Below are 26,798 nucleotides of genomic sequence, written 5' to 3'. Positions count from 1 at the left end.
CGCACCGCCCACCCCGATCCGTTCGAAGCCGTCAGCTCCCAGGTCAGCTCATGGCGACGAGGCTGGCGTTGCCGCCCGCCGCCGCGGTGTTGACGCTGATCGACCGCTCGTTCAGCAGCAGGTCGAGGTCGTAGCCCTCGCCCCGTCCCGCCGCCAGCGCCTCGGCGGTCGCCGCCTGCACCAGCAGGATCGGGCCGGGAAGCTCCGCGACGCGCCGGTTGATGGCGGTCACGCGCTCGCGGTCGCCTTCCACCAGAACCGCGGCGAGCGGCCCGACGTCGCGCCAATCCGCCGTGGTCCGCACCCGCGCGGCCAGCGCCGGCGGCAGGCCGCGCAGCAGCTCGCCAAGCTCCGGCGGGGCGTCCACCGCGGCGCTGTTGCCCGTCGCCAGGACCGCGCCGAGTTGGAGCAGCAGACCCGTCCGCGTCTGAGGCAGCAGCAGGACGCGGCCCCGCCCATGCAGTTCATAGAGGTTGCGCTCGCCCACTGGGCCGTTCAGCTCGGCACCGCCGCCGATGGCGCTGCGTGCCGCATAGCCGGCGCAGCGCGACGCCTCCGCCGTGAAGCCCTTGGCGCGCAGCCACTCGCCGTAGGCCAGCCCGGCCGCGCGTGCGGCGTCCGGCCCGCGGAACTCCAGCCAGCCCTTGGGACGGCGGCTGAGCAGGCGGGAGAGGTAGAGCGGGCCGCCCGCCTTGGGGCCGGTGCCCGACAGGCCGTGGCCGCCGAAGGGCTGCACCCCGACCACCGCGCCGATGGTGTTGCGGTTGACGTAGACGTTGCCCGCGCCGATCCGCTCGGTGACCCGCTCGATGGTGGCGTCGATGCGGGTGTGCAGGCCGAAGGTCAGGCCGTAGCCGGTGGCGTTGATCGCATCGACCAGCGCGTCGAGGTCGTCGCGGTGGAAGCGGACGACGTGCAGGACCGGGCCGAAGACCTCCCGCTCCAGCTCGCCGATGCTGGCGATCTCGATCACCGTCGGGGCGATGAAGGTGCCGTCCGCCGTCTCGGTGGGCAGCGGCAGGAACTCCACATTGCGGCCCTTGGCGCGCATCGCCTCGATGTGGGCGGCGATGGTGGCGCGGGCCTCCTCGCTGATGACCGGGCCGACATCAACCGCCAGCCGGTCCGGGTTGCCGATGCGCAGTTCCCGCATGGCGCCCTTCAGCATGGCGAGCGTGCGGTCGGCCACGTCCTCCTGCAGGCAGAGGATGCGCAGGGCGGAGCAGCGCTGGCCGGCGCTGTCGAAGGCGGACGCGATCACGTCGCCGACCACCTGCTCGGCCAGGGCGGAGCTGTCCACGATCATGGCGTTCTGGCCGCCGGTCTCGGCGATCAACGGGATCGGCGCGCCGTCCGGCAGCAGGCGCCCGGCGAGTTGGCGCTGGATCAGCCGCGCCACCTCGGTGGAGCCGGTGAACATCACGCCGCGCACCGCCTCGTGCCCGACCAGGGCGGCGCCGACCTCCCCCGCGCCGGGCAGAAGCTGGAGCGCCCCGGCGGGGATGCCCGCGGCGTGCAGGATGCGCACGGCCTCGGCGGCGATCAGCGGGGTTTCCTCGGCCGGCTTCGCCAGCACCGGGTTACCGGCGGCCAGCGCCGCGGCGATCTGGCCGGAGAAGATGGCGAGCGGGAAGTTCCACGGGCTGATGCAGACCACCGGCCCCAGCGGGCGGTGGGTGGCGTTGTCGAAACGGTCGCGCGCCTGCGCCCCGTAGTAGCGCAGGAAGTCGATGGCCTCCCGCACCTCGGCGATGGCGTTGGGCAGCGACTTGCCGGCCTCGCGGACGATCAGGCCGAGCAGGGTCGGCATCCGCTCCTGCATCGCGTCGGCGGCGCGGAACAGGCTGGCGGCGCGCTCCTCCGGCGGGGTGGCGGCCCAGGCGGACGCCGCGGCGACGGCGTGGCCGAAGGCCTCCGCCACCAGGGCCTCGCTCGCCTCGGTCACCGTGCCCACCACGTCGCGGCGGTCGGCGGGGTTGCGCACCGGCTGGGCCTGCCCCGCCCGCTCGCCGTCCGCCAGCAGCGGCGCGGCGGTCCAGGTCATCACGGCGCTGGCCGACAGGGCGGCGGACAGGCGGGCCAGCTCCGTCTCGTCGGACAGGTCGATGCCGGCGGAGTTGACCCGCTCCGGCGCGTAGAGGTTCCGCGGCAGGGCGATCAGCGCGTGCGGCGCGCCCAGCGGGGCGATGGCCCTGGCGACCGCAACCGGATCGGCGACCAGCTCGTCGACCGGGACCGCCGGATCGGCGATACGGTTGACGAAGGAGCTGTTGGCCCCGTTTTCCAGCAGGCGGCGGACCAGATAGGCCAGCAGCGTCTCGTGCGTGCCGACCGGCGCGTAGATGCGGCAGGGCCGCTTCAGCGGGCCGACAACCTCCTTGTAGAGCGGCTCCCCCATGCCGTGCAGGCACTGGAACTCGTACTTGCCGACCTGGAAGTCGCTGCCGGCCATCTCGTAAATGGTGGCGAGCGTCTGGGCGTTGTGGGTGGCGAACTGCGGGAACACCGCCTCCGGAGCGGCCAGCAGCTTACGGGCGCAGGCAACGTAGGAGACGTCGGTGTAGACCTTGCGCGTGTAGACCGGGAAGTCGGGCAGCCCGTCGAGTTGGGCGCGCTTGATCTCGCTGTCCCAATAGGCGCCCTTGACCAGCCGGATCATCAGCCGGTGGCCGCTGCGCCGCGCCAGATCGACCAGGAAGTCGATGACGTACGGGCAGCGTTTGCCGTAGGCCTGGACGACGAAGCCGATGCCGTTCCAGCCCGCCAGATCCGGGTCGAAGCACAGCGATTCCATCAGGTCGAGCGACAGCTCCAACCGGTCGGCCTCCTCGGCGTCGATGTTCAGGCCGATGTCGTAGCCCTTGGCGAGCAGCGCCAGCGCCTTCACGCGCGGCAGCAGCTCGTCCATCACCCGGTCGGCCTGGGCGCGGGAATAGCGCGGGTGGATCGCCGACAGCTTGATGGAGATGCCCGGCCCCTCATAGACGCCGCGCCCCGCCGACGCCTTGCCGATGGCGTGGATGGCGTTCTCGTAGTCGGCGTAGTAGCGCGCGGCGTCCTCCGCCGTCAGCGCCGCCTCGCCCAGCATGTCGTAGGAGTAGCGGAAACCCTCGGCCTCCATCGGGCGGGCGTTGGTCAGCGCCTCCTGGATGGTCTGGCCGGTGACGAACTGCTCGCCCATCATGCGCATGGCGAAGTCGACGCCGCGGCGGATCAACGGCTCTCCGCCGCGCGCGATCAGGCGCGTCAGGGCGGAGGACAGCGCCTGCTCCCCGCCAGCCGAGGTCAGCTTGCCGGTGATCAGCAGACCCCAGGTGGCGGCGTTGACGAACATCGAGCCGCCCTTGCCGAGATGGGCCTGCCAGTCACCCCCGGCGATCTTGTCGCGGATCAGCGCGTCGCGCGTGGCGTGGTCGGGGATGCGCAGCAGCGCCTCGGCCAGACACATCAGCGCCATGCCCTCCTGGCTGGACAGGCTGTATTCGTGGATCAGCCCTTCGACGCCGCGGCCCCGTGGCTTGGCGCGCAGGGCGGTGATCAGCTTGCGGGCGGTCGCCGCCGCCGCGGTGATGACACCGGGCGGCAGCGACGCCTGCTCGAACAGGAAAGGCAGGCAGTCCGGCTCGGGCCGCCGGTAGGCGGCGGTGATCGCGGCGCGCAGATCGGTCGCAGGACGGATCGGCGGGGCGAAATCCGCGAAGGGCGCCGCGCGGCCGGACGCGGCGGGCGGGGTGGCGGTCCGGGTGGCGGTCGGGTTGGTCATGCTGTTCATCGGTGTCGTCCGCTCGAATCCGCAGGCCGGGGGCGAGCCGGTCCCTGATGGTGAAAGGGGGGGTGTTTCTCAGGCTTTCGGGCCGGTTCCGCCCAGTTCGGCGGCACGCTGGGCCGCCGCGCGCAGGGTCGCGTTCAACAGACTCTGGAGGTGGTCATCGGCCATCAGCTTGGAAAGGCCGGCCGCCGTGGTCCCGCCGGGGGAGGTCACGCCGGCGCGCAGCTCGGCCGCCGGCTGGCCGGTGGCACCCATCAGTGCCCCCGCCCCCTCGACCGTGGCGCGGGCCAGCCGTTCCGACACGTCGGCGGGCAGCCCCACCTCCACTCCGGCGCGGGTCAAACACTCCACGAGGTAGAAGACATAGGCGGGGCCGGAGCCGGACAGCGCCGTGGCGGCATCGACCAGCGCCTCGTCGGCCAACCACTCCAGGCTCCCGACCGCGGTCAGCAGGGACGCGGCGCGCGCCTTCCGCTCGGCCGGGCAGCCCGGCTCGACCACCGCGACGGTGGCGCCGCGCCCGACCGCCGCCGGAAGGTTCGGCATCGCGCGCACGACGCTGCCCGCCGCCGGGAACAGGCGGCGCAGGTCGGCCAGCGTCTTGCCCGCCATGATCGACAGCACCAGCGTGTGCGGCGCCAGCGTCGCCTGCACCCCCGCCGCGGCGCTCTCCACCATCTGCGGCTTGACCGCGACCACCAGGGTATCGACTGGGGCGGTATCGACCGCGGCACCGTCCGCCGGATTCAAGCGGACGCCGGTCCGCGCGGCCAGTTCGACCAGATCCGGCGCGGGGCTGGGGTCGGCAACCGAAATGGCGGAGGCCGGCACGCCCTGCGCCAGCCAGCCGCGCAGCATGGCGCCGCCCATGCGTCCGGCACCCAGCAGAAGGATCGTGCCGCCGCCCAGCGCCGATCCGGCGCCATCCGCGGTCTTAGGGCCAATGTCGAAGGTCACGGTGTCTCTCACCCGATCCAATTCGTCTTTTCAAAGCCGCGGCGTCCGCTTTGTTTTGCTTGTTCCACTGCGGCATCCGCAGACTATCGCGGAGTCCGCCGTGCCTCCATGGTTGTTTTTGCCTTCAGGCCGCGATATCAACGGCTAAAAGTGGCGTGGAGCGCGAAAATGACGGAGCTTGACCGGACTGACCGGCGCATCCTGGCGGTTTTGCAGATGGACGGGCGGATTTCCGCCGTGGATCTGGCGGAGCGGGTCGGCCTATCCGCCACGACCGCCGGCGAGCGGATGCGGCGGTTGCTGAAGGACGGCTATGTCACGGGGTTCACGGCGCGGCTCGATCCGCACCGGCTGGGCTTCGGGCTGATGGTGTTCGTCGAGGTGCTGCTCGACAAGACGACGCCCGACGTGTTCGACCGCTTCGCCCAGGCCATCCGACACGCGCCGGAGGTCCTGGAATGCCACATGGTGGCCGGCGGGTTCGATTATCTGGTGAAGACGCGGGTGGCCGACATGGCGGCCTACCGGCGGTTCCTCGGGGATGTGCTGCTGTCGCTGCCCGGCGTCCGGGAAACCCGAACCTACGCGGTGATGGAGGAGGTCAAGAACGACGGCCCCCTCCCCCTCTGACGCCTGATCATATAAGGCGCCTGGTCACGACACCCGGACGGGGGCCACCGCAGGGCGGGCCGGAAGGACGACCCGTACCGTCGCGTGCAGCGTGGCCAAGCCCAGCACCGAGAGCGCCGTCAGGAAGCCGGTCAGCAGAAGCGCCAGCGCCAGAAAGACCATCGTTTCCATGTCATACCTCCTTGCAAAGCATGGAGGGGAGGCTACGCCCGGACCGGGTTCGGCGGATTGACCCGAGTCAATGGATGGCCTGATTCCGGAAACGCCCTCCTTTTTGTCCGCATCCCCGCCATTCTTGGCTGCGCACCGCTCCGCTCAGTACCGCTGCCGCATCGGGTGGCGCTGGCGCTTTTCCCACCGGTTGTAGCGCCGAACCACCGCGCCACCGGGGCGGATTGGCCTCACTGTGACCGGATTATCACGCATTTGAGATTTATTATCCTAAAATCGTCCCATTTAAGGCCACAGCGAAGTCGATAGTCTTAAGGGGTAAGCCAAAAGGCTAGAGCGCCAACCGAAAGGATGGGGACGCACCGACCGCGTGCCTGCCCCGCCGGCCACCAACCGCGGTGGCATCCCCACAAGGAAGAGAGTGCAGACCATGGACGATCTGGGTATCGACCTTCACCACCAGGATCTGACCGACCACACCAACTACGCTGGCGATTTCGGCGCCGACACGACGCATCTGACCATCAGCGAGACCTCCGTGTCCACCGCCGATGGCTTCGCGACGCCGGCCTCCCTCCTCCAGGCGCAGGCCCTGCAGACCGCGCAGCCGCTGGCCCTGGCCGACGCCGCCGCGACCGCCGACAATGCGACGAAGATCGTCATCAACGCCGCCGGCAACGTGGCGGGCGGCGTCGCTCCGCACTTCAAGGTGATGGTGGACGGCAAGGTCATCGGCGAAGGCTCCGCCGGCACCGACGCCAAGGACTTCACCTTCAACGCCAACGTCGCGGCGGATCAGGCCCACAAGATCCAGATCCAGTACGACAACGACGGCTTCGTGAACGGCCAGGACCGCAACCTGATCGTCAACAAGATCACCATCAACGGGCATGCGCTCGACGCGGCCGATCCGTCGGTGACCTATGACAAGGGGGCGCTCGACGGCAAGGACGTGGTCAAGGGCCAGTCCGGCATGTGGTGGAACGGCACTCTGGTCGTCGCCGCGCCGAAGGACTTCTTCCCCGCCGCGACCGCCGAAGCGGTGACAGGCGCCACGAAGATCGTCGTCAACGCCGCCGGCAACGTGGCGGGCGGCGTCGCCCCGCACTTCAAGGTGATGGTGGATGGCAAGGTCATCGGTGAGGGTTCCGCCGGCACCGCCGCCAAGGACTTCACCTTCAACGCGAACATCGCCGCCGGTCAGGCCCACAAGGTCCAGATCCAGTACGACAACGATGGCTTCGTAAACGGTCAGGACCGCAACCTGATCGTCAACAAGATCACCATCAACGGCAACGCCGTCAACCCGACCGACGCCTCCGTCACCTATGACAAGGGCGCGCTGGACGGCAAGGACGTGGTGAAGGGCCAGTCCGGCATGTGGTGGGACGGCACGCTGGTCGTCGCCGCGCCGAAGGAGTTCTTCCCCTCCTCGACCACGACACCCACCACGCCGACGACGCCGACCACCCCCACCACTCCGACCACTCCCACGACGCCGACGGCCCCGCCCGCCCCGTCGAACCCCGGCGGCGGCACGTCGGATTACCCGGCGACCCCGGCCTCGCAGGTCTTCTACGTCGACGCGACGCACGGCAACGACAGCAACTCCGGCAACAACCCGAACCAGGCCTGGAAGTCGCTGGCCAAGGTGAACGCCACCAGCTTCGCCGCCGGCTCGCTGGTCCTGTTCGAGCGTGGCGAGACCTGGACCGACAGCCTGTTGGTCTCGACCTCCGGCACCTCCGACAAGCCGATCATCTACGGCGCCTACGGCACCGGCGCCGACCCGATCATCAAGGCCAAGAGCGGCGCCAGCTACGCCGTCAGCCTGAACAACAAGGACAACATCACGTTCGACAACCTGACGATGACGGGTTCGAACGACACCGGCCTGCTGCTCAACGGCGGGGCCAACAACGTAAAGGTCACCAACTCCCAGATCCTGGACAACCGCGGTTCGGGCGTGGTGATCAGCGGGACCTCCAACAACCTGCGCATCGATCACTCCACGATCGACGGCAACGGCGGCTACGGCCTCGTCCACTATTCCGCCGACAACGCCAACCAGTACTTCACCAACAACATCATCAGCGACAACGGCTGGCGCACCGATGCGGTGTATTCGGGCTGGAACGGCCGCATCCTGAGCGGCGAGATCGCCGGCAACACGATCTTCAACAACGGCAGCGGCGGCGGCGACGGCCGGTCGCATGGCCTGTACCACGACCACAGCCAAGCCAACAGCACGCTGAAGATCCACGACAACGTGATCTACTCGAACCCGCGCGGCGCCGGCATTCTCGCCAAGTCGAGCACCGAGATCTACAACAACACGATCTACGGCAACTCGAACGTCGGCATCTCGATCGGCCAGAACCAGACCACCAACGTCACCTACAAGATCTACGGCAACGAGATCTTCAACAACAACGGTGGCATCATGGAGCACCTGAAGGGCAGCGGGTCGATCACGCTGAGCCTGTACGACAACACCTTCTACAACAACAACGGTCGTGCGGCGATCAACATCGCCGACAGCATCAAGCAGACGGTGACCAACAACACCGTCTCCTCGGCCTCCAAGGCCAACCCGATCATCTGACGATCGGCGGTTCCGCCCCTTCGGCAATGTCCGCGCCCGGCCAGTCTCTGGCCGGGCGTTGGCGTGTCCGGGAGAGCGTTTCCTGCTTCCGCTTGCGACACAAAACGGCAATAATCGAAAGCACAGTCCCGCCGGCGGCTCTGCTTTTGCCTCTATTTCTTGTGCGCTGCACAACAAGGCCCGCCTCAGCGGAGTGATGAAGACCGAACGCCACCCCCGTTCGCCGCCTTTTCATGACGATCAGCCGTTATTTCTGCTCAGTGCGCGCGGCATCCCCCACTTTCTCCCCAATCGACCAAAGTGGCAGACGGCTTTCCCTTTAGGACGCTGCGAAGGGGATATTTATCTTGCACTTTATGTAGGTTTACCCGCCTTCCGCCCTTTGATAGCGTCCACAGACCTATTCCGTGCCTATGCGTGCATCGGCACCGGCCGATACGACGGCCAGGGGTGTCCTAGTCCGGGATGCGGACCGGAGGGAGGCCCCTACAGAACCGACCAGGAAAGGGACGAGACAGGGCAAGAACGGCACTGACAACGACGACAAGGACGGGACGGCTGGCGCCACACAAGCGCCCGACCGACGGCCACCGGGGAAGGAACGCCGAAACCGCTTCCGCGCGCGTGCCACGGGAGCGGGGCTCTGGGCGGCACGCACACGCCTCCATTCCCAGGGCCGCGGTGTCCGTGGTCATGGCCATCGGTTGCCCCGTTCGCGGGGAGACACCCGATGGCCGGACCGCCGGACGCCGTCCGCGTCGCCACGACAAGAGGGGTGGAGACCAGGTATGAATCACGTGAGCGGACCGAGGGACGGTCGGGACACTCAATCGATCAGCGTGCTTATGGCCACCTACGCGGGCGAGAAGGCGGATAACCTTCAGGCCGCGCTGGAGAGCGTCTATACACAGACGCTTCTCCCGCGCGAATGCGTGCTGGTGGTCGATGGACGGATCGGGGAGGAGCAGGAAAAGGTCATCGCCCGCTATCAGGCGTCCAACGCCTGCCGGCTTGTGGTGGTGCGGCGGCGCAACCAGGGGGGCTTGGCCCGCGCGCTGAACGACGGCCTGCAATATTGCACGGGCTATCTGGTGGCCCGCATGGACAGCGACGACATCTGCCTGCCCCACCGCTTCGAGACGCAGGCGCGCGCCTTCGCCGAGCAGGGGTCGCTGGACGCATCGTTCTCCTGGCACGCGGAGTTCGAACAGGACCCCGGCGCCATCACTTGCGTGAAGCGCAGCCCGGAGACGCACGAAGAGATCAGCCAGGGCATGAAATGGCACTGCGTCCTGTCGCACCCCACCATGATGGTGCGGCGGCGGGCGCTGACCGCCATCGGCGGCTACCGCTCCTGCTTCGGCAATCTGGAGGATTACGACCTGTATGTCCGCCTGCTTCAGGCCGGGGCGCGCATGGAGACGGTGCAGGAGGCGCTTCTCCTCTTCCGCACCAGCATGGCCCAGCGCGTCCGCCGCGGCGGGTTGCGCTACGCCGTCAACGAATGGGCCTTCCGGGTGTGGTGCTGGCGGTCGGGCTTCCTGACCAATTCGGAATTCCTGGCGACGGCCTCGCTTCAAATCGGGTTCCGGCTGACTCCGCCGGGCCTGAAGAGGATGCTGTACCGCTTGGTCCGCACGCCGACCGAGGCGCAGGCCATGGCCCGGATCCACAGCGCCATGATGCAGCCCAAGCGCCTTGCTCCCGATGGCGCGGACGCTCTCTGACCCTCTGCCCTCTGACCCTTTCGCGGGAGGATTTGAATGAGCGTTGCCGACGTGATTTCTGGTGGCGGCTTGGGTCGGCGGCTCCGGTGGACGGACGCGCTGCGCAACCCGCTGGGGACCGCCTGCCATCACGCCTACGGCAGCCCGGTGCTGGCCGTCGTCTACCACGCCGTCTGCGACACGGTGCCGGACCATTTGAAGCACATCTACCGGCCCCGCACGCCCAGGGAATTCACGGAGGATCTCGATTTCCTCCTGAAGCATTTCGAGCCGACGGACCTGCCCACGGTCACCGGGTCGGCCATGGGCGGACCGGAGATCCGCCGCCCGTCGCTGCTGGTCACCTTCGATGACGGCATGCGCGAGGTCGCGGAGGTCGCGATGCCGATCCTGCGCCGCAAGGGCATCCGTCCGGCGCTGTACCTGAACCTGAACTTCCTCGACAACAAGACGCTCTTCTACCGGCACAAGGCGAGCCTTCTGGCGGAGCGGCTGAGCCGGCTGGCGGAGGCTGATCCGCGCCGCGCCGTCTGCGCCGCCACCCTGGCGCGGGCGGGCGCCGTCGCCGCCAACCCCGCCGTGGGGGTCATGAAGGTGAGCTGGCACCAGCGCGCCGTGCTGGACGAGATCGCCACCGTGCTGGAGTTCGACACGGCCGGCTTCCTGGCGGACGAGAAGCCCTATCTGACTCGCGACGAGATCGCCGACCTGATGGCGGAGGGGGTGTCGATCGGCGCCCATGGGTTCGACCATCCCAACCACCGCCTGCTGACGCCGGAGCAGCGAAAGGAGGAAGTGACGGGCAGCGTCGCCGGCATCCGGGAATTGTTCGGCCCCGGTTGCGGCTCCTTCGCCTTTCCCTATTCCGACGAGGGCCTGCCCGAGGCGCTGTTCGGAGAACTGTACGGCGATGGGGTCGACGTCACCTTCGGCACCTCCTGGCCGCGCCGCGGCGGTCCGCAGCGGCGGATTCAGCGGATCTGCTTCGAGAACGGTCCGGCGCCCGCGAAGCAGCAGCTGGTCAAGCGCCTGCTGCGCGGCGGTGCCGGCAACATGAAGCGCGCGCTCGCCGGCTGAGCGGTCCGGCCTATGAAACGCTCCCTCTCCCGTTGCGGGGGAGGGAGTTCTTGCCGTTGGCATAGGCGTTACGGGCGATGACCGCGCAGCAATTCCAAAGAGAAGTCCTATTCCTCCCTTTGGAATGCCTCCTTATCGTGCGCTGATCGCTTAAGCGTGATCCCTTTTCATTTCCCTTTATTTGTCCGCGGCGTAACACAAAATACCGCAATAGGAACACGCTGCGGTTTTGGTCGCTGATTCCCCCGCCTATCAGGCCCCCCGCGAGGAGATCGCTATGATCGAGCAAGCCACGCCGGCCAGCCCGAACCTGCTGGGTGGGGTTGCGGACGTGATGCCGACGGACGCCACCCCGAAGGCGACGGACCGCGTCGTCCCCCCGTTGCTCGATCTCCAGCGGGCCGGCTGGGCCTTGCTGTGCACCGGCTGTGCTTTGGCGGCCTGGGGCCTCGCCTATGCGCTGATCCGCGTCGCTTTGTAAGGCCGCGCGAGACAGACCCATGGATTACCTGCCCCCGCCTCCCCCCGCCATCGAGCGTCCCGCCCAGCCGTCGCTGCTCGTCAGCGCGCGACGGACCGCTGAGGATGCACCGGTCTTTTACGTCGATGCCACGGACGGCGACGACCGCCGGTCGGGCCGCGGCCCGAAGGAGGCATGGAAGTCGCTGGAAAAGGTGAACGCCACCGCCTTCCCGCCGGGAAGCCGCGTGCTGTTCGAGCGCGGGGAGAGTTGGCGCGGCAGCCTGCTGGCCTCTTCCTCCGGCACGACCGACCGGCCGATCATCTACGGCGCCTATGGCAAGGGCGACGCGCCGGTGATCGACGCGCGGGGTGCCTCGGTCGCGGTCAGCCTGAACGGACGGACGAACGTCGCCTTCGACGGGCTGACCATCACCGGCGCGGCCGACACCGGCCTGCTGCTCGGCCCGCGGGCGCGCAACGTGTCGGTGACGAACGTGACCGTCGCGGGCAACGGCGGCTCCGGCATCGTCGTTGCCGGCACGTCGGATGGGCTGCGGATCGACGGGTCGGCCATCACCGGCAACGGCGCCTATGGAATCGTGCATTACGCGGCTGACAACACCGATCAGGTCATCACGCGCAACACCATTGCCGACAACGGCTGGCGCAAGGACGGCGGCGTCTATTCCGGCTGGAACGGGCGCATCCTGACCGGCGAGATCGCCCATAACCGGGTCTTCAACAACGGCGTCAACGGCGGCGAAGGCCGCTCCCACGGCCTTTACCACGACCAGGGGCAGGCCGGCAGCACGCTGAAGATCCACGACAACCTGGTTCACGACAACCAGCGCGGCGCTGGCATCCTGGCGAAGTCCAGCACCGAGATTTACCGCAACGTCATCTTCCGCAACGCCGACGCAGGCCTCTCGCTCGGCCAGAACCGCGGAATCGACGTGACCTACCGGGTCTACGACAACGAGTTCTACGACAACAACGGCGGCGTCCTGCAGCACCAGAAGGGCAACGGCTCGATCACGCTGGAGTTGCGCGACAACCTCTTCCACCGCAACGGCAAGCGGGCCGCCATCATCATCGCCGACACCATCGACAAGGCCGTCACCGGCAACCGGGTCAACAACAGCGCCAGAACAGAGGCCAAAACCGAAACCCGGACCGGGACCACCGCCAACCATCCATCGGCCAACCATCCTTCGGCCAGCCAACCATCGGGAGGAACTGTGCAGGAAGCATCCGGAATGCGGCCGGAATCCGTGCGCTGACCTTGCCCCGATGTCCGCGGGCGAGCCGCGGGCCGGGCAAGGGAATGGCGCGTTCGAACAAGGGGGGGCATGTGAACACCAGCAGCAGCACCGTCGGTCAGTCGATCACCGACCGGCTGAAGAAAACCGTTTTCCGTTTCGACGCTTCCGACAAGGGGGAACTGCGCAGCTTCCAGCGCAAGATGTTCGGGGAACGGGTCTGGCAGGTGGACGACGCCTACAACCGCTGGCTCTTCGACGAGGTGCCCGACCGTGACGCGGACGGGCCGCAAGTCTGGGTGTGCAAGCGGCAGGGACAGATCGTCGGCCAGCAATGCGGGATTCCCTTCCGTCTGAAGGCGCGGGACCGGGAAATCCCGGCCTCCTGGGCCAACAGCCTGATGGTCCTGCCGGAATGGCGGATGCGCGGCGCCTTCACGCCCCTGGCGGAAGCACAGCTCGACAGCCGTCCGCTGGCCATGGCCATCCACATCTCGGACTCCGCCTACAAGGCCTACAGCAAAGCCGGCTGGATCGACATCGGCGCCCTGCCCGCCTACGTCTTCCCGCTGGACACGCGGCGCTGCCTGGAGGCGTCGTCGCTTCAGGGCCGCATGCGGACCATCGGGGCGATCGCCGGGCCGGCCCTGCACGGCGCGCGGATCGGCGGCCACCTGCTGAGCCGGGCGACCGGCGCGCGGTTTGAGGAGATCGGGCGGTTCGACGGGCGGGCCGACGCCATCTGGCGACGCGCCTCCCCGCATTACCCGCTGATCGCGCTGCGCGACCTGACGCATCTGCGTTGGCGCTACGACGCGATTCCCTGCGCATCGGACTACCGCCGCTTCATCCTGACGCGCGGGGGCGAGCCGCTGGGCTACGTGGTCCTGCGCCGCGAGACTTGGCGCAAGGAACCCTGCCTCGCCATCGTGGATTACTTGTGCGAGCCGAAGTGGCTGTGGGTCCTGCTGAGCCACACGCTGCGCATCGCCGCGACGGAGCGCGCGACCGCCCTGATCTGCCGGACGCTGAACAGGCGGGCGGAGCGGACCTTCCTCGCCATGGGCATGATGAAGGTGCCCGACCGCGTTGGCTTCCCGGTGCGGGTGATGGCGCACGCCGGGCCGGACGCCGGCATCGACCGCGACGCGTTCGCCGACCGCGGCAACTGGCTGCTGACCATGGGCGACGGCGACGCCAGCTTCCTGATGCACAACACCCTGCCCGAGACCGCCGGGCTGCAACCGGAGGGAGTCGCCGTCCAGGGATGACCGCGGTGCGAAGGAGCCGTCCGGCCGCCGACGCGCCGGTCCGGCTCCTTTCGTCTATTCTGCCCGTGGTTACTCAAAAGGGGTTAATGAAGCGACTTTCGGGAAGGTCATCCCTAAAGTCTCACAAGAAAGGTCATCCGATCAACTGACGGTGGTTCGGCCTTTTACGACGTTTACGGCTGCCACTTTTTCTATCACGATTGCTGGGTGCTTAGACAAAGCAGCCTAATGTATTCGGTGAGAGGAAACGCCGATCGATCAGTCTAATGAACAGCAAAAGCCAAGGCCCGATGTCAGAACCGGACCTTGGCTTCGGTTTTGTGTCGGTAAATTTGATCTCTGCAATACAGCGCCAATAACGGTGAAACCTCTACGAACAAGAGAGTCGGAAAAGGAGACGTCTTATGTCGAGCAATGAGTTTGCCGACCTGTTGGTGAGCGGGGGTTCGGTCGGCACGTCCGGCATTCCGGAAGCTCTGGCGACGCTGGAGTCGAAGATCGCGGCGGGCACCGCCAGTGTCGGCGTCATCGGCCTGGGTTACGTCGGCCTGCCTCTGGCGCGGCTGTTCGCGCGGGCCGGCTTCTCGGTGACGGGCTTCGACATCGATCCGGAAAAGGTCGCCAGCCTGAACGGCGGCACCTCCTACATCGGCACCGTGTCGACCGACGAGGTCCGCGGGATGCTGGAGGAGGGCCGCTTCACGGCGACGGCGAACTTCCAGTCGCTGGCCGACATGGACGCCATCGTCATCTGCGTGCCGACGCCGCTGACCCGCAACCGCGAGCCGGACATGAGCTGCATCGAGGTCACCACCCGGCAGATCGCCCAGGTGCTGCGCCCCGGCCAGCTGATCGTCCTCGAATCGACCACCTACCCCGGCACGACGCGCGAGGTGGTGCGCCCGATCCTGGAGAAGACCGGCCTCAACAGCGGCACGGACTTCCTGCTGGCCTTCTCGCCGGAGCGCGAGGACCCGGGCAACGAGACCTTCACCACCGCCCGCATCCCGAAGATCGTCGGCGGCGAGGACCCCAACGCTCTGCGCATCGCCTGCTCGATGTACGGCCGCGCGCTGGAGCGCGTGATCCCGGTCTCGTCGCTCGAGGCGGCCGAGGCGGTGAAGCTGACCGAGAACATCTTCCGCTGCGTCAACATCGCGCTCGTCAACGAGCTGAAGGTCGTCTACGACGCGATGGGCATCGACGTCTGGGAAGTGATCGAGGGCGCCAAGACCAAGCCCTTCGGCTACATGCCCTTCTACCCCGGCCCCGGCCTGGGCGGCCACTGCATCCCGATCGACCCCTTCTACCTGACCTGGAAGGCCCGCGAGTTCGACGTCGCCACCCGCTTCATCGAGCTGGCCGGCGAGATCAACACCCGCATGCCGCATTACGTGGTGGAGCGGCTGTCCCAGGCCATGGACTCCAAGCTGGGCCGCGCGCTGCGCGGGTCGCGCATCCTCGTTCTGGGCGTCGCCTACAAGAAGAACATCGAGGACATGCGCGAAAGCCCGGCGCTGAAGATCATCGATCTTCTCCAGGACCGTGGCTGCGAGGTCTTCTACTACGACCCGCATGTGCCGGAGCTTCCGGAGACGCGCCGTCTGGCCCGCATGGCCGGCACGCCGTCGGTCGCGCTGGAGGAAATCCAGGAAGGCGCCTTCGACGCCGCGATCCTGTGCACCGACCACGACTCCTTCGATCTGAAGGCCTTCCTGGACGGGCTGCCGCTGATCGTCGACACCCGCAACGCCTTCGGCAAGGCGGGCATCGTTGACGAGAAGATCGTGAAGGGCTGACCGCCGGCCTGGACCCTAACCGACCGATCCTCAGGAGAATGGGATGGCCGCGTACACTCATGTAGACGGAGCCCTGGGGTCCGAAGCCAGCACCCGGGAGGTCGCGCTCCGCGACCTCCTCCAGGTGCTGCGCCGGCGCCGGAGCACGATCATCGCCAGCGTCCTGTGCTGCACCGCGCTGGCCACCACCGGTGCCCTGCTCTATGAGCCGCGGTTCACCAGCCAGGCCGTGCTCATCATCGACCCGCGCACGACGGAGGTCACGGACATCAACGCCGTGATCTCCAACCTCCCGCGCGAGGCGGCGGCGATCCGGACCGAAATCGACATGATCACCTCCAGCGCCACCGCCGCCAAGGTGGTGGACCGGCTGGGGCTGGTCCATGACCCGGAGTTCAACGGCGCCATCGAGCGGCCTTCGGCCATCGACCGGGCCATTGCCGGGATCAACGACACCATCGGCTACGACCTGTCGCCGCTGCGCCAGCAGATCACCGGTTACCTGAACTCCGCCGGCATCGGCGTGAAGGAGCCGACGTCGCCGGAGAAGGAGCGCGCCGCGGTCATCGCCGACGTTCGCCGCGGCCTGTCGGCGACCAGCGACGCGCAATCCTACACCATCGTCGTCTCCTTCAAGGCGAAGGAAGCCGACAAGGCGGCGCGCATCGCCAACGCCTTTGTGGACGAGTATCTGCTCGACCAGCTCCAAACGAAGCAGGAGGTCACCCAGCAGGCCAACAAGTGGCTGGAGGACCGCATCAACGAGCTGCGCGCCCAGGTCGAGGTGTCGGACAAGGCGGTGCAGGACTACCGCGCGCAGCAGGGCCTCGTGCTCGGCAGCGCCGGCGGCGAGACCTTCCTGTCGCAGCAGCTGGCCGAGCTGAACCGCGCCCTGGTCGTCGCCCAGACGGAGCGCGGCCGGGCGGAGGCGCGGGCGCAGAACGCCCGGATCGTCGCGCGCAGCCCGACCGAGGGCAACGCGGCCGAGGTGCTCGGCTCGCCGCTGATCCAGCGGCTGGGCGAGGAGGAGTCGGGCATCGCGCGGCGGCTCGCCGAATACCGCACCCGCTACGGCGACCAGCATCCGGCGGTGCAGGCCTACGTCAACCAGTTGACGAACCTGCGTCAGAAGATGCGCGAGGAAGCCACCAAGATCATGGCGGTCATCAACAATGAGGTCGAGATCGCCCGCGCCCGCGAGCGCGAGCTTGAGGCCGCGTTGAAGAAACTGACCGCCGAAACCGCCGGCGAGCTGGGCGCCAACGTCCGTCTGGCCCAGCTTCAGCGCGAGGCCGACGCCAACCGCCGCGTCTATGAGGGGCTGCTCCAGCGTCTCGTCGAAACGCGCGAGCAGGACGACCTTCAGCAGCGCGACGCCCGCGTCGTGTCCAAGGCGGAGCCGCCGCTGGAGCCGTCCACCCCGGGCAAGAAGCTGTTCGTCGGCGGCGGTCTGGCCGTGGGCCTGCTGATCGGCATGTTCCTGGCCTTCCTGCGCGACCATCTGAACAAGACCTTCCGCAACACCCAGCATGTGGAGGAGACGATCGGCGTGCCGGCCATCGGGCTGGTGCCTTCCCTGCCGCATCACAAGAACGCCAAGCCGGAAGACTATGTCCTCGACCGTCCGCGGTCGGAGTACAGCGAGGCGGTGCGCGCCATCGGCGTGTCGCTCTACGCCCGCGGCGCCCTGAACACCGGCAGCGTGGTGATGGTCACCTCCGCCGTTCCCGGTGAGGGCAAGACCACCGTCTGCCTGACCCTGGCGCGCATGCTGGCGGCGTCCGGCCGCCGGGTGCTGCTTCTGGAATGCGACCTGCGCTGCCCGCGCATCGGGAACGTGTTGGGCGACAACGCCCCGGGCGACCTGAGCGACCTGATCGTCGGCAAGGCGGAATGGCAGGACGTGGTCCAGGTGGACGGCCGCAGCGGACTGCACTACGTCGTCGGCCGTCCGCATTGCGACCACCCGCAGGAGCTGCTTGGGTCGGAGAAGCTGGCGAGCATCATCAAGTTCGCCTCGCTCGAATACGACTGCGTCATCCTCGACACCCCGCCGATGGCGGTCGTGGCGGACGCGGGCGTGCTGACCCGGACGGCGACGGAATGCCTGTTCGTGGTGCGCTGGGAGCAGACGCCGCGCGCCGTCGTCCAGCGGGCCATCGACCGGCTGACCGAGCTGGGCCGCGACGTGACCAGCGTCGTGCTGAGCCGGGTGGACCTGAAGAAGCTGGCCCGCACCGACGCGTCGGAAGAGACCTACGGCATGAACGAGGCGCGCCGCTACTACACGCGCTGACCATGACGTGACGGCGGAAACGCCCGGCGCCCCGGCGGCCGGGCGTTTCCGTACCCCAAGGGACCAGTTGGTCCCGGGGGGTTCATCGGGGGAACAGGATGAGTGCAACGCCATTTCCGCGAAACCGAGCCGCTCTGGCGGCGGCGCCCGCTGCGGACGCGCCGCCCGCCCGGCCACGGACGCCGCCGCTCCTGCGCAGCGCGGCCGACCTGACGCCCAGCCTGTTCGATCAGGTTGTGTGCGCCATCGGCCTGATCCTGCTGTGGGACGCGCTGCTGTCGGTGATGATGTCCGCGCCCTCGCAGCGCTTCATCCTGCGCGCGGGCGGCGCGCCGGAATCCTCCGGCGACACCATCAAGCAGCTCATCTTCGCCGGCCTCTACGCCACGGCCCTGCTGCGGATCGTCATGCTCCACGGCGTCCGGGCCTTCCGCTATCTCAGCATTCCCATGGCGCTCATGGTCGTTCTGGCCATCGCGTCCAGCCAATGGTCGCATGACCCGTCGCTGACCGTCCGCCGCAGCGTGGCCCTGGTCGGCACGACCATCTTCGGCCTCTATGTCGGCCTGTCCTACGGCGAGGTCGCACTGGCCCGGCTGATTCACCGCGCGGTCTTCGTGCTGGCGGTGCTGAGCGCGCTGCTCGCGGTCGGCCTGCCGAGCTACGGCCTGATGCCGGCGGAGCAGGGGTCGCAGTGGCGCGGCGTCTTCTCCCACAAGAACGGGTTGGGCGACGCCATGGCCTTCGGCCTGACCGCCGGGCTGTTCGTGCTGCGCTCCCGCCCGGTGACCGACACCATGGCGCTGGTCTGGCGTCTGGGCACCTTCGCCATCATGGCCGGCTGTCTCGCCATGTCGGGCTCCGCCACGGCGCTGATCGTCGCCATGGCCGGCATGACCTTGGTGATGCTGGTCACCCACCGGCAAGACGCCGGGTCACTGGCGCTGGAGCTGTACGGCGGCACCATGGTCATCATGCTGGCCGCCATCTTCGCGCTGCTGAACCTGGAAAGCATCGTCGCGCTGCTCGGCCGCGACATCACGCTGACGGGGCGCACGCTGATCTGGGACTTCGCCTTCCGGATGATCGAGCAGCAGCCGGTGCTGGGCTACGGCTTCAGCGCCTTCTGGTCGGGGCTGGACGCGCCGGGCGCGCTGTTCTGGCGCACCTCGGGCCGCTTCGACATCCACGCCCACAACGGCTTCATACAGACGACGCTGGACGTCGGCCTGCTCGGCCTCGGCCTCTTCCTGGTGGCCTATGCGATCTACCTGTCGCGCATCGCCCGGATCGTCCCGGTCGACCGCAGCGGGGCGGCGCGCTGGCACATCGTCTTCGCCATGATGCTGCTGCTGGGCAACGTCGCCGAGAGCAGCCTGCTGATCCAGAACGGCCTGCTGTGGTTCCTCTTCACCGCCTTCCAGACGCGGCTGGCCAAGACGGTCCACGCCCATGCCCTGACCCCGCGTCCGGCGGCGGGACGGCGGCCCAAGCTGCGGAACGGCATCCCGGTTGCGGAGTCCCGGTCATGATGTCGAGCGGCTTCGCCTTCTTCGCGACCCGGATCGCCGTCGGAATCCTGGGCTTCGCGGCGGTCGCGGTCTTCTCGCGCATCGTCACGCCGGAGGCCTACGGCCATTACGCCCTGGTGATGGCGGCGGCAGCGGCGATCAACGCCTGCGGCTTCTCCTGGATGGGCCTGTTCGTCCTGCGCAAATGCGGCGGCGACGCGGCCGAGCGGGACGCTTGGCTCTCCACCGTGGTCACCGCCTTCTTGGTGGTGGCCTGCGGGGTGCTCGCCATCCTGGGCGCGGTGGTGGCCTTCTACCCCGGCATGAACGGCATCGACTATGTGCTGTATCTGCCGGTCATCGCGATCCTGATCTCCTGGTTCGACCTGTCGATCCAGATGTCGCGGGCCCGGCTGAAGGGCTCGGTCTTTGCGGCCAAGTCCTTCGCCAAGGCGCTGTTCGGGCTGGCGCTCGGCTCCGCCTTCGTGCTGATCGGCTGGAAGGAGGAGGGGCTGCTGCTCGGCACCAGCATCGGCTTCCTGCTGGTCACGGCGATCTGGCTGCGTTCCGACCTGAAGGGCATTTCGCTGCGCTGGCCGGCGCGGGAGCGGGTCGGCCTTCTGCTGACCTTCGGCGGCCCGCTGATGCTGAGCTTGATGGTCGGCTGGGCGCTCGATTTCGCCGACCGCTTCCTGATCTACTGGTTCATCGGCGAGGCGGCGGCCGGCGCCTACGCCATGGCCTTCGACCTCGCCAAGCAGCCGATCATGCTGGTGGCGTCGGCGGCCTCGCTGGTCACGCTGCCGATGGCGTCGCGCGCCTTCGACAGCGCCGGTCCGCGCGCCGCGCGGCCAATCATGGCGCAGAACCTGACGATCCTGCTGCTGGTCTGCCTGCCCCTGGTGCTCATGGAGGTCATCTCCGCCCAGGGCATCGTCGGGCTGCTTCTCGGCGAGGCGTACCGCGAGACCGGTGCGGCGATCATGCCCCTCGTCGCCCTGTCGGTCTTCATCAGCATCCTGCGCATCTACCACTTCGACCTGTCGCTGCACCTGACCAAGAAGACCGGCTACATCCTGAAGCTGACCATGCTGACGGCGGTGCTGAACGTCGGCGCCAACCTGTTCCTGATCCCGCGCTTCGGCGTGATCGGGGCGGCCTACGGCTCGCTGGCGGCCCAGCTCGGCTGGGTGGTGGCCGCGGTCCTCCTGATGCCGCGGGCCGGCGTTCTGGCGGTACCGGTGAAGGATCTTCTGAAGGTGACCACCGCCGCCCTGCTCTTCGCCGCCGGACTGAAGATCGCGGCGATGGAAAGCGACCTGCTGCTCGTCCAACTCGCCCCGGCGGGCAGCCTCTATCTGCTGGCCCTGGCCGTGCTCAACCCCGCCAACCTGATGGGTCAGGTGCGGATCGCGCTGGCCCGGCTGAAACGCACCCGATCCCCGGCATGAACCCCATGAACAGGCGTGAGGAAGGAACAGGCATCATGTCGAAAAAGCTGGTGGTTTGCGTGTGCACCTACCGCAGGCCGAAGGATCTTCACCGCACGTTGCTGTCGCTGGAGGGGCTGACCTTCAACCCCGATGCCCCGCTGGACGTCGAGGTGCTGGTGGTGGACAACGACCCGGCGCGCTCCGCCGAACCGCTGTGCCGCGAGATGGCGCAGGACTGGCGCTTCCCCATCCGCTACGCGGCGGAGCCGGTGCCGGGCATTCCCGCCGCCCGCAACCGCTGCCTGGACGAGACCACGGACGCCGACCTGATCGCCTTCATCGACGACGACGAGGTAGCGAGCCCCGGCTGGTTGGACTGGCTGGTGACGGCCATGGAGCGCACCGGCGCCGCCGTGGTCGCCGGCCCCGTCCTGCCGATCTACGAGAAGCGCCCGCCCGACTGGCTGACCAAGGGGCGCTTCCACGACCTGCAGCGCATGCCCACGGGCAGCGAGCCGGCCTATTGCGCCACCGGCAACGTGCTGTTCCGCCGCTCCATCCTGAAGGGCGGCGTGCGCTTCGATCCGGAGCTGAGCCTGTCCGGCGGCAGCGACGTGCTGTTCTTCGAGCAGATCCGCCGTCAGGGCCACCGCATCGTCTGGTGTGACGAGGCCACCATCGAGGAGCATGTGCCGGCCAGCCGCATGACCGCGCGCTGGATTCTGCGCCGCGCCTTCCGCCTGGGCACCTGCGTGTCGCTGACCGAGGCCAAGCTGAACGGCCAGCGCCGCACGCTGGTGAAGCGCTCCACGCTGGGGCTCGCGCACATCGCGCTAAACCTCGCCGCCCTGCCGCTGGTGCCGATGGTGATGGCCTTCGACACGAGCTGGCCGATCCGCCGTCTCCAGAAGATCTGCGTCGGCAGCGGCTATCTCTACGGCCTGATGGGCTTCCAATATCTGGAGTACAAGCGATGAAGGACGCGGAGATGAAGGGGACGGCGGAAGCCCCGCCCGTCACCGTCAGCGCGGTCATCCCGACGCGCAACCGCCCGCATCTCGTGCTGAACGCCGTCGAGAGCGTGCGCGCCCAGACGCTCAAGGATGTGGAGATCGTCGTCGTCGTCGACGGGCCGGACCCCGCGACCGTCGCGGCGCTGGAGGCGGTGGAGGACCGCCGCCTGCGCATCGTGCAGAACCCGGCGTCGCTCGGTCCCGCGGGGGCGCGCAACGCCGGTGTGCAGGCGGCGCTGGGCGAGTGGATCGCATTCCTGGACGACGATGATTCCTGGGCACCGGAGAAGCTGGAACGGCAGCTCGCCGCCGCCAAGGCGTCGGGCGCCAAGCTGCCGGTGGTGTCCTGCAGCACCAGCGTCAGCATCGGCGAGCGCCGCTACGTCTGGCCGCAGCGGCGGCCGGAGCCGGGCGAGCCGATCAGCGATTACCTGATCGACCGCCGCAGCCCGCTGTCCCGCCCCGGCTATCTCGCCACCCCGACCATCATGGTGCCGCGCTCGCTGGCGCTCGCCGTGCCGATGCCGGACTACCGCCATTTCGAGGATTGGGGCTGGCTGTTCCGCGCGCTGGACCAGCCGGGCGCGGAGCTGGTCTTCGTCGACGAGCCGCTGTGCTTCGTGGAGATCGACGAGGGTCGCGCCTCGCTGCATTCGGTGGACGACTGGCGGCAGGCCTTCGAGTGGGCACGCACGCACCGTCCGCTGATGACCGGCAACGCCTACGCCGCCTTCCTGATGACCAAGGTCGTCGGCATGGCCCGCCGCGAGGGCGACTGGAACGCCGTCCGCCGCCTGCTGGCCGAGGCGACCCGGGCGGGCGACCCGAAGATGCGGCATTACCTGATGTTCTTCGGGACCTGCGTGGTGCCGCCGTCCTTCCACCGCCGGGTGCGCGCGGCGACGCATTCGGACGCCGCGACGGCGTGAGGCCAGTTCAGACGTTGCGGCGTCTGGCCCCCACCCTAACCCTCCCCCGCTGCGCAGGGGAGGGGACTGCTTCTCCCTCCCCTGCGTAAGCGGGGGAGGGTTAGGGTGGGGGCAATCAACTCCCCTCCCCTCACATCACCGCGGCCAGCAGCAGCGGCAGCGTCAGGAACGACAGCGCCGTGGAGCCCAGCACCATCCCGGCGACCTCCTGCGGCGCGTTGTTGTAGCGCAGCGCCCAGAGGTAGTTGAAGACCGCCACCGGCATTGTGCTTTCCAGCAGCACGACGCCGCGCATCGTGCCCTCCAGGCCCAGCACCTCCACCACCGCCAGCCCGGCGGCGAAGCCGAGCAGCAGGCGCAGCGCCGACATGGCCAGCGACCGCATCATGCCCTGCATCCGCAGCCCCGCCAGTGCCACCCCCAGAGAGAACAGCATCAGCGGCACCGCGCAGTTGCCGAGCAGCGTCGTCGTGTTGGTCACCCATTGCGGCGGCTGGACGCCGGTCATCAGGACCAGCACGGCCAGTGCGACCGCGTAGATCACCGGGGTGCGCAGCACCTGCTTGGCGTCCGTGCGCCCCGCCGCCAGGGCCGGGCCGATGGTGAACTGGAGAACGGCGAGCGTTGCGAAGAACAGCACCGCCAGCCCCATCCCGGTTTCCCCGAAGGCGAACAGGCAGACGGGGATGCCCATGTTGCCGCCGTTGGGAAAGCTGAGCGCCGGCAGATAGACGCGCAGCGGCAGGCGGCTGGCGAGCAGGATCGGCGTCGCCATCAGCCCGGCCAGCGCCATGCTGCCGACCGAGGCCGCCGCCATGGTCAACAGATCGTCCCCGCCCAGCGTCAGGCGGGCCAGCGAGGAGAAGACCAGGCAGGGGGTGGAGACGTTGATCGCGAAGGTGGTGATGAAGGCGCTGTCGTAGGGCAGCTTGGCGCGGCTCCAGCCGAAGCCGAGGGCGGCGATCAGGAACACCGGCACGACGACGGCGGCGATGCTGGACAGGGGGGCAAGCAGGTCCATGGTCAGCGCGCGGCCCGCGTGTTGGCGGCGTGGAACCAGCCCAGCCCATCCTCCGTCCGGGCGCGGGGCCGGTACTCGCAGCCGATGAAGCCGCGGTAGCCGGTGTCGGCCAGAACCTCGAACAGATAGGGATAGTGGACCTCGCCGCGATCGGGCTCCTGCCGGTCGGGCACGCCGGCGATCTGCACATGGGCGGTGAGGTCGGCGTTGGCCCGGATGCGGGTGGCGAGGTCGCCCTCGCTGATCTGGCAATGGTAGAGGTCGAGCTGGAGCTTCAGGTTCGGCGCCCCCACCTCTCCAATCACTTGGCGGGCCAGCGTGGTGCCGTTCATCAGATAGCCCGGCATGTCGCGGTTGTTGATCGGCTCCACCAGCAGCGTCAACCCGGCCTCCGCACAGGCCGCCGCGGCATGGCGCAGATTGCCGGTGTAGACCTCCAGCGCCTCCTCCCGATCCATCCCCTGCGGCTGAATGCCGGCCATGCAATGCAGCAGTCGGTTGCCCAGCACCTTGGCGTAGGCGATGGCCGTCGCCACGCCCTCGCGGAACTCCGCCTCGCGACCGGGCAGGCTGGCGATGCCGCGCTCCCCCGCCGCCCAATCGCCAGGGGGCAGGTTGAACAGCGCCTGGGTCAGCCCATGAGCGTCCAGCGCCGCCTTGATCCGCTCCGCCGGCACGTCGTAGGGGAACAGGAACTCCACCGCATCAAAGCCGGCCGCTGCCGCGGCGCCGAACCGCTCAAGGAAGGGCCGCTCGGTGAACATCATGGACAGGTTGGCGGCGAACCTCATGGCGTCCGTCCCGTGGATTTCTTGGGCATGGTCCCCTCCCGCGTCGTCTGGGCCGCCGTGGCGGCTGGTTGTTCCGACAATGCAGCAGGCGGACGGTCCGGACAATCGCCGGCCCATGCCGCACACGCTTGTCAGGTGACCGCCCTTACCGGTTGCACGACATTGCGGGGGACACGCACAGTGCACGGCCCTTGCCGCAGCCGGACCCGACGGATGATGAAGCGACTCGCCGCCACCGCCCTGACCCTCCTTCTGGCCGCCCTGGGCGGCGGGCTGTTCGCCTTGGCGGGGCTGCCCGCAGCGTGGCTGATGGGAGCGATGACCGCGGTGGCCGGCGGGGCGCTCGGCGGACTGAAACTCCGCCTGCCCTCCCCGCTCGGCACCGCCGCCTTCGTGCTGCTGGGCATCTCCATGGGCGCCGGGGTGACGCCCGACACGCTGCACCAGATGGCGTCCTGGCCGCTCAGCATGGCGCTGCTCGCCGGATCGGTGATGGTCTGCCTCTACGCCTGCTCGGCGTGGCTGGAGCGGGTGCATCGCTGGGACCCGGCGACCGCGCGCTACGCCGCCGTCCCCGGCGCGCTAGGCGCGGTGCTGGTGTTGGCGGCGGAGAGCCGGGCCGATCTGCCGCGGGTGGCGCTGGCGCAGAGCCTGCGGCTGTTCGTCCTGGTCGCCGCCATGCCCTGGCTGTTGGACTTGGTGGCGTCCACGCCGGGTCTGCCACCCCGCCCTGCCCTCTCTGACCCGGCGGGCGCCTTGCCCGAGATGGCGCTTCTGGTCGGCACCAGCGCCCTGGCCGGGCTGTTGTTCCAGAAGCTGCGAGTGCCCGGCGGTGTGCTGCTCGGCGCCATGCTGGGAAGCGCGGTGCTGCACGGCAGCGGCCTCGTTGACCACCGCCTGCCGAACTGGCTGCTCAACGCGGGGTTCGTGGTGACGGGCGCGCTGATCGGGTCGCGCTTCGCCGGGGTCACGCTGGCCTCCCTGCGGACGGCGCTGCGCCCGTCGCTGGAAAGCGTGGCGCTGGCGCTCGTCCTGTCCTCGGCCTTCGCCTGGGCGGGGGCCTGGATACTCGGGCTTCCCTTCGGCCAGCTCTGGCTCGCCTACGCGCCGGGCGGGGTGGAGGCGATGACCATCGTGGCCTTCGTGCTCGGCCTCGACACCGCCTTCGTCGGCACGCACCACGTCGTGCGCTTCGCCGGGCTGGGCTTCCTGGCCCGCTGGTGGCAGCCCCGCCGCGGCTGAGCGGACGCTTTACAGCCCGTCGAAGAGAAGCTGCGCCGGCGGCTCGGCCTTGCGCTTTTTCTTCTTCTCCTTGGGCGCCTTTTCCGCCGCCGGTTTGTCCTCCGCCGCCTTCTCCTCGGCCGCCGCATCCTGGGCGTCCGGGTTCAGGGCCATCTCAACCCGTTCCAGAGGAGCCGGTTCGGGCGCGAGCGCTTCTGGGGCCGCCCCGACCGGTTCGGGCGTATGGACCGGTTCTTCCGGCGCCGGCGCTGCGGCAGGAGGCACGTCCTCCGCCACGGCCTCCTGAATCGGCTCGACCGCCGGTTCCTCGGCCGGCTTGGCCGCCTTTTTCTTCTTCGGACGGGACGGGCGCGGTTCGATGCCCACCCCGTCCTTGACACGGGCCTTGGCCTTGTCGCGGGCGACGGCCTCTGGCGCGTTCGGGTCGTCGTTCAGCCACTTGCCGCGCTTGATGACCTCGTTCACGCGGCCCTGGTTGACGCTGAGCTGGAACGCGATTTCCTGCTGCGTCATGTCGGTGGTGCGATGAAGCTCCAGAATCTGCGCGGCAAGTTCCGGGGTCATCTTCTTGCCGACGACGCGCCGCGCCGGGCGGATCGACCGCTGGGCCTTGTCGCGCTCACGCAGCTTGCCCAGGATCTCCAGGGCCTCCGTGTTGCCCGCCGTCTTCAAGGCTTCTTCGAATTCCTTGAGCGTCGCCACCCGTTCCTCCTGCCACCATCCACCCGCAGCGATGCCATCGCATCGCCGGCCTACAAGACCGACTATACATGGAATCGCGCGGGCGGTTGAGAAGGCTCTTGAGAGGATATCCACAGAATGGCACGGCCGGGAG

20 protein-coding genes are annotated in these 26,798 nt (G+C 68.6%); 14 read left to right on the top strand and 6 right to left on the bottom strand.

The annotated features are described in order from the left end of the window. Positions 1–43 precede the first annotated feature (43 nt). Together putA and proC are read right to left on the bottom strand one after the other, a co-directional pair. Positions 44–3,772: a trifunctional transcriptional regulator/proline dehydrogenase/L-glutamate gamma-semialdehyde dehydrogenase gene (gene putA / locus ACWPXE_RS00680; RefSeq protein WP_454016256.1), complete on the bottom strand. Its 3,729-nt coding sequence runs from the start codon at positions 3,770–3,772 to the stop codon at positions 44–46. Between the two features lie 69 nt (positions 3,773–3,841). Continuing rightward, the gene (gene proC, locus ACWPXE_RS00675) at positions 3,842–4,726 is read right to left on the bottom strand and encodes a pyrroline-5-carboxylate reductase (protein ID WP_454016255.1); all 885 of its coding nucleotides are present in this window, start codon (positions 4,724–4,726) and stop codon (positions 3,842–3,844) included. Positions 4,727–4,894: 168 nt separating this feature from the next. Here proC and ACWPXE_RS00670 point away from each other — a divergent pair, with 168 nt between their 5' ends. Continuing rightward, on the top strand, positions 4,895–5,356 hold the full coding sequence (locus ACWPXE_RS00670) for an Lrp/AsnC ligand binding domain-containing protein (protein ID WP_454016254.1): 462 nt from the start codon (positions 4,895–4,897) through the stop codon (positions 5,354–5,356). Between the two features lie 24 nt (positions 5,357–5,380). Here the strand turns inward: ACWPXE_RS00670 and ACWPXE_RS00665 are convergent, their stop codons facing one another. After that, positions 5,381–5,527, bottom strand: a complete 147-nt coding sequence (locus ACWPXE_RS00665) for a hypothetical protein (protein ID WP_454016253.1) — start codon at positions 5,525–5,527, stop codon at positions 5,381–5,383. A 430-nt stretch (positions 5,528–5,957) separates the two neighbouring features. On the opposite strand from ACWPXE_RS00665, the gene ACWPXE_RS00660 reads away from it, so the two are divergent. The 12 genes from ACWPXE_RS00660 (at position 5,958) to ACWPXE_RS00605 (ending at position 22,909) form a co-directional block, all read left to right on the top strand. Then, positions 5,958–8,132 (top strand): carbohydrate-binding domain-containing protein, encoded by a 2,175-nt coding sequence (locus tag ACWPXE_RS00660; protein WP_454016252.1) that lies wholly within the window; start codon positions 5,958–5,960, stop codon positions 8,130–8,132. A gap of 845 nt (positions 8,133–8,977) precedes the next feature. Continuing rightward, entirely contained in the window at positions 8,978–9,859 is an 882-nt protein-coding gene (locus tag ACWPXE_RS00655; protein ID WP_454016251.1) for a glycosyltransferase, read from the top strand. A 36-nt stretch (positions 9,860–9,895) separates the two neighbouring features. Then, positions 9,896–10,936 carry a polysaccharide deacetylase family protein gene (locus ACWPXE_RS00650; protein WP_454016250.1) on the top strand — a complete coding sequence of 347 codons (1,041 nt, stop codon included), beginning with the start codon at positions 9,896–9,898 and terminating at the stop codon, positions 10,934–10,936. A gap of 277 nt (positions 10,937–11,213) precedes the next feature. Continuing rightward, positions 11,214–11,417: a hypothetical protein gene (locus ACWPXE_RS00645; protein ID WP_454016249.1), complete on the top strand. Its 204-nt coding sequence runs from the start codon at positions 11,214–11,216 to the stop codon at positions 11,415–11,417. A gap of 19 nt (positions 11,418–11,436) precedes the next feature. Continuing rightward, the gene (locus ACWPXE_RS00640) at positions 11,437–12,678 is read left to right on the top strand and encodes a right-handed parallel beta-helix repeat-containing protein (protein WP_454016248.1); all 1,242 of its coding nucleotides are present in this window, start codon (positions 11,437–11,439) and stop codon (positions 12,676–12,678) included. Positions 12,679–12,749: 71 nt separating this feature from the next. After that, positions 12,750–13,928 (top strand): GNAT family N-acetyltransferase, encoded by a 1,179-nt coding sequence (locus ACWPXE_RS00635; protein ID WP_454016247.1) that lies wholly within the window; start codon positions 12,750–12,752, stop codon positions 13,926–13,928. Positions 13,929–14,332: 404 nt separating this feature from the next. Beyond that, a complete protein-coding gene (locus ACWPXE_RS00630; RefSeq protein ID WP_051658570.1) occupies positions 14,333–15,727 on the top strand; it encodes a nucleotide sugar dehydrogenase in 1,395 nt (464 codons plus the stop codon). A gap of 43 nt (positions 15,728–15,770) precedes the next feature. Then, positions 15,771–18,023, top strand: coding sequence for a GumC family protein (locus ACWPXE_RS00625; RefSeq protein WP_454016246.1), 2,253 nt, complete (start codon positions 15,771–15,773; stop codon positions 18,021–18,023). 98 nt (positions 18,024–18,121) lie between these two features. Then, positions 18,122–19,555, top strand: coding sequence for an O-antigen ligase family protein (locus tag ACWPXE_RS00620; protein WP_454016245.1), 1,434 nt, complete (start codon positions 18,122–18,124; stop codon positions 19,553–19,555). Continuing rightward, positions 19,552–20,985: a lipopolysaccharide biosynthesis protein gene (locus ACWPXE_RS00615; RefSeq protein ID WP_454016244.1), complete on the top strand. Its 1,434-nt coding sequence runs from the start codon at positions 19,552–19,554 to the stop codon at positions 20,983–20,985. Before ACWPXE_RS00620 ends, ACWPXE_RS00615 begins: the two co-directional genes overlap by 4 nt. Positions 20,986–21,020: 35 nt before the next feature. Next, positions 21,021–21,944, top strand: a complete 924-nt coding sequence (locus ACWPXE_RS00610) for a glycosyltransferase family 2 protein (RefSeq protein ID WP_051140669.1) — start codon at positions 21,021–21,023, stop codon at positions 21,942–21,944. After that, a complete protein-coding gene (locus ACWPXE_RS00605) occupies positions 21,941–22,909 on the top strand; it encodes a glycosyltransferase family 2 protein (RefSeq protein WP_454016243.1) in 969 nt (322 codons plus the stop codon). The genes ACWPXE_RS00610 and ACWPXE_RS00605 overlap by 4 nt, the downstream gene beginning before the upstream one ends. Before the next feature lie 130 nt (positions 22,910–23,039). Here the strand turns inward: ACWPXE_RS00605 and ACWPXE_RS00600 are convergent, their stop codons facing one another. Both ACWPXE_RS00600 and otnI read right to left on the bottom strand, forming a co-directional pair. Further along, the gene (locus ACWPXE_RS00600) at positions 23,040–23,930 is read right to left on the bottom strand and encodes an AEC family transporter (protein WP_454016242.1); all 891 of its coding nucleotides are present in this window, start codon (positions 23,928–23,930) and stop codon (positions 23,040–23,042) included. Between the two features lie 2 nt (positions 23,931–23,932). Then, positions 23,933–24,721 (bottom strand): 2-oxo-tetronate isomerase, encoded by a 789-nt coding sequence (gene otnI / locus ACWPXE_RS00595; RefSeq protein WP_454016241.1) that lies wholly within the window; start codon positions 24,719–24,721, stop codon positions 23,933–23,935. 213 nt (positions 24,722–24,934) lie between these two features. Between otnI and ACWPXE_RS00590 the strand changes: the two genes are divergently transcribed. After that, positions 24,935–25,963 carry an AbrB family transcriptional regulator gene (locus ACWPXE_RS00590; RefSeq protein ID WP_454016240.1) on the top strand — a complete coding sequence of 343 codons (1,029 nt, stop codon included), beginning with the start codon at positions 24,935–24,937 and terminating at the stop codon, positions 25,961–25,963. 9 nt (positions 25,964–25,972) lie between these two features. Here the strand turns inward: ACWPXE_RS00590 and ACWPXE_RS00585 are convergent, their stop codons facing one another. Beyond that, positions 25,973–26,779 carry a hypothetical protein gene (locus tag ACWPXE_RS00585; protein ID WP_454016239.1) on the bottom strand — a complete coding sequence of 269 codons (807 nt, stop codon included), beginning with the start codon at positions 26,777–26,779 and terminating at the stop codon, positions 25,973–25,975. Between the last annotated feature and the right edge of the window lie 19 nt (positions 26,780–26,798).

It is taken from the genome of Azospirillum sp. Marseille-Q6669, from assembly GCF_965111635.1.
Note: the sequence above shows the minus strand (reverse complement) of the source record. Positions and strands in the feature narration are given on the sequence as shown.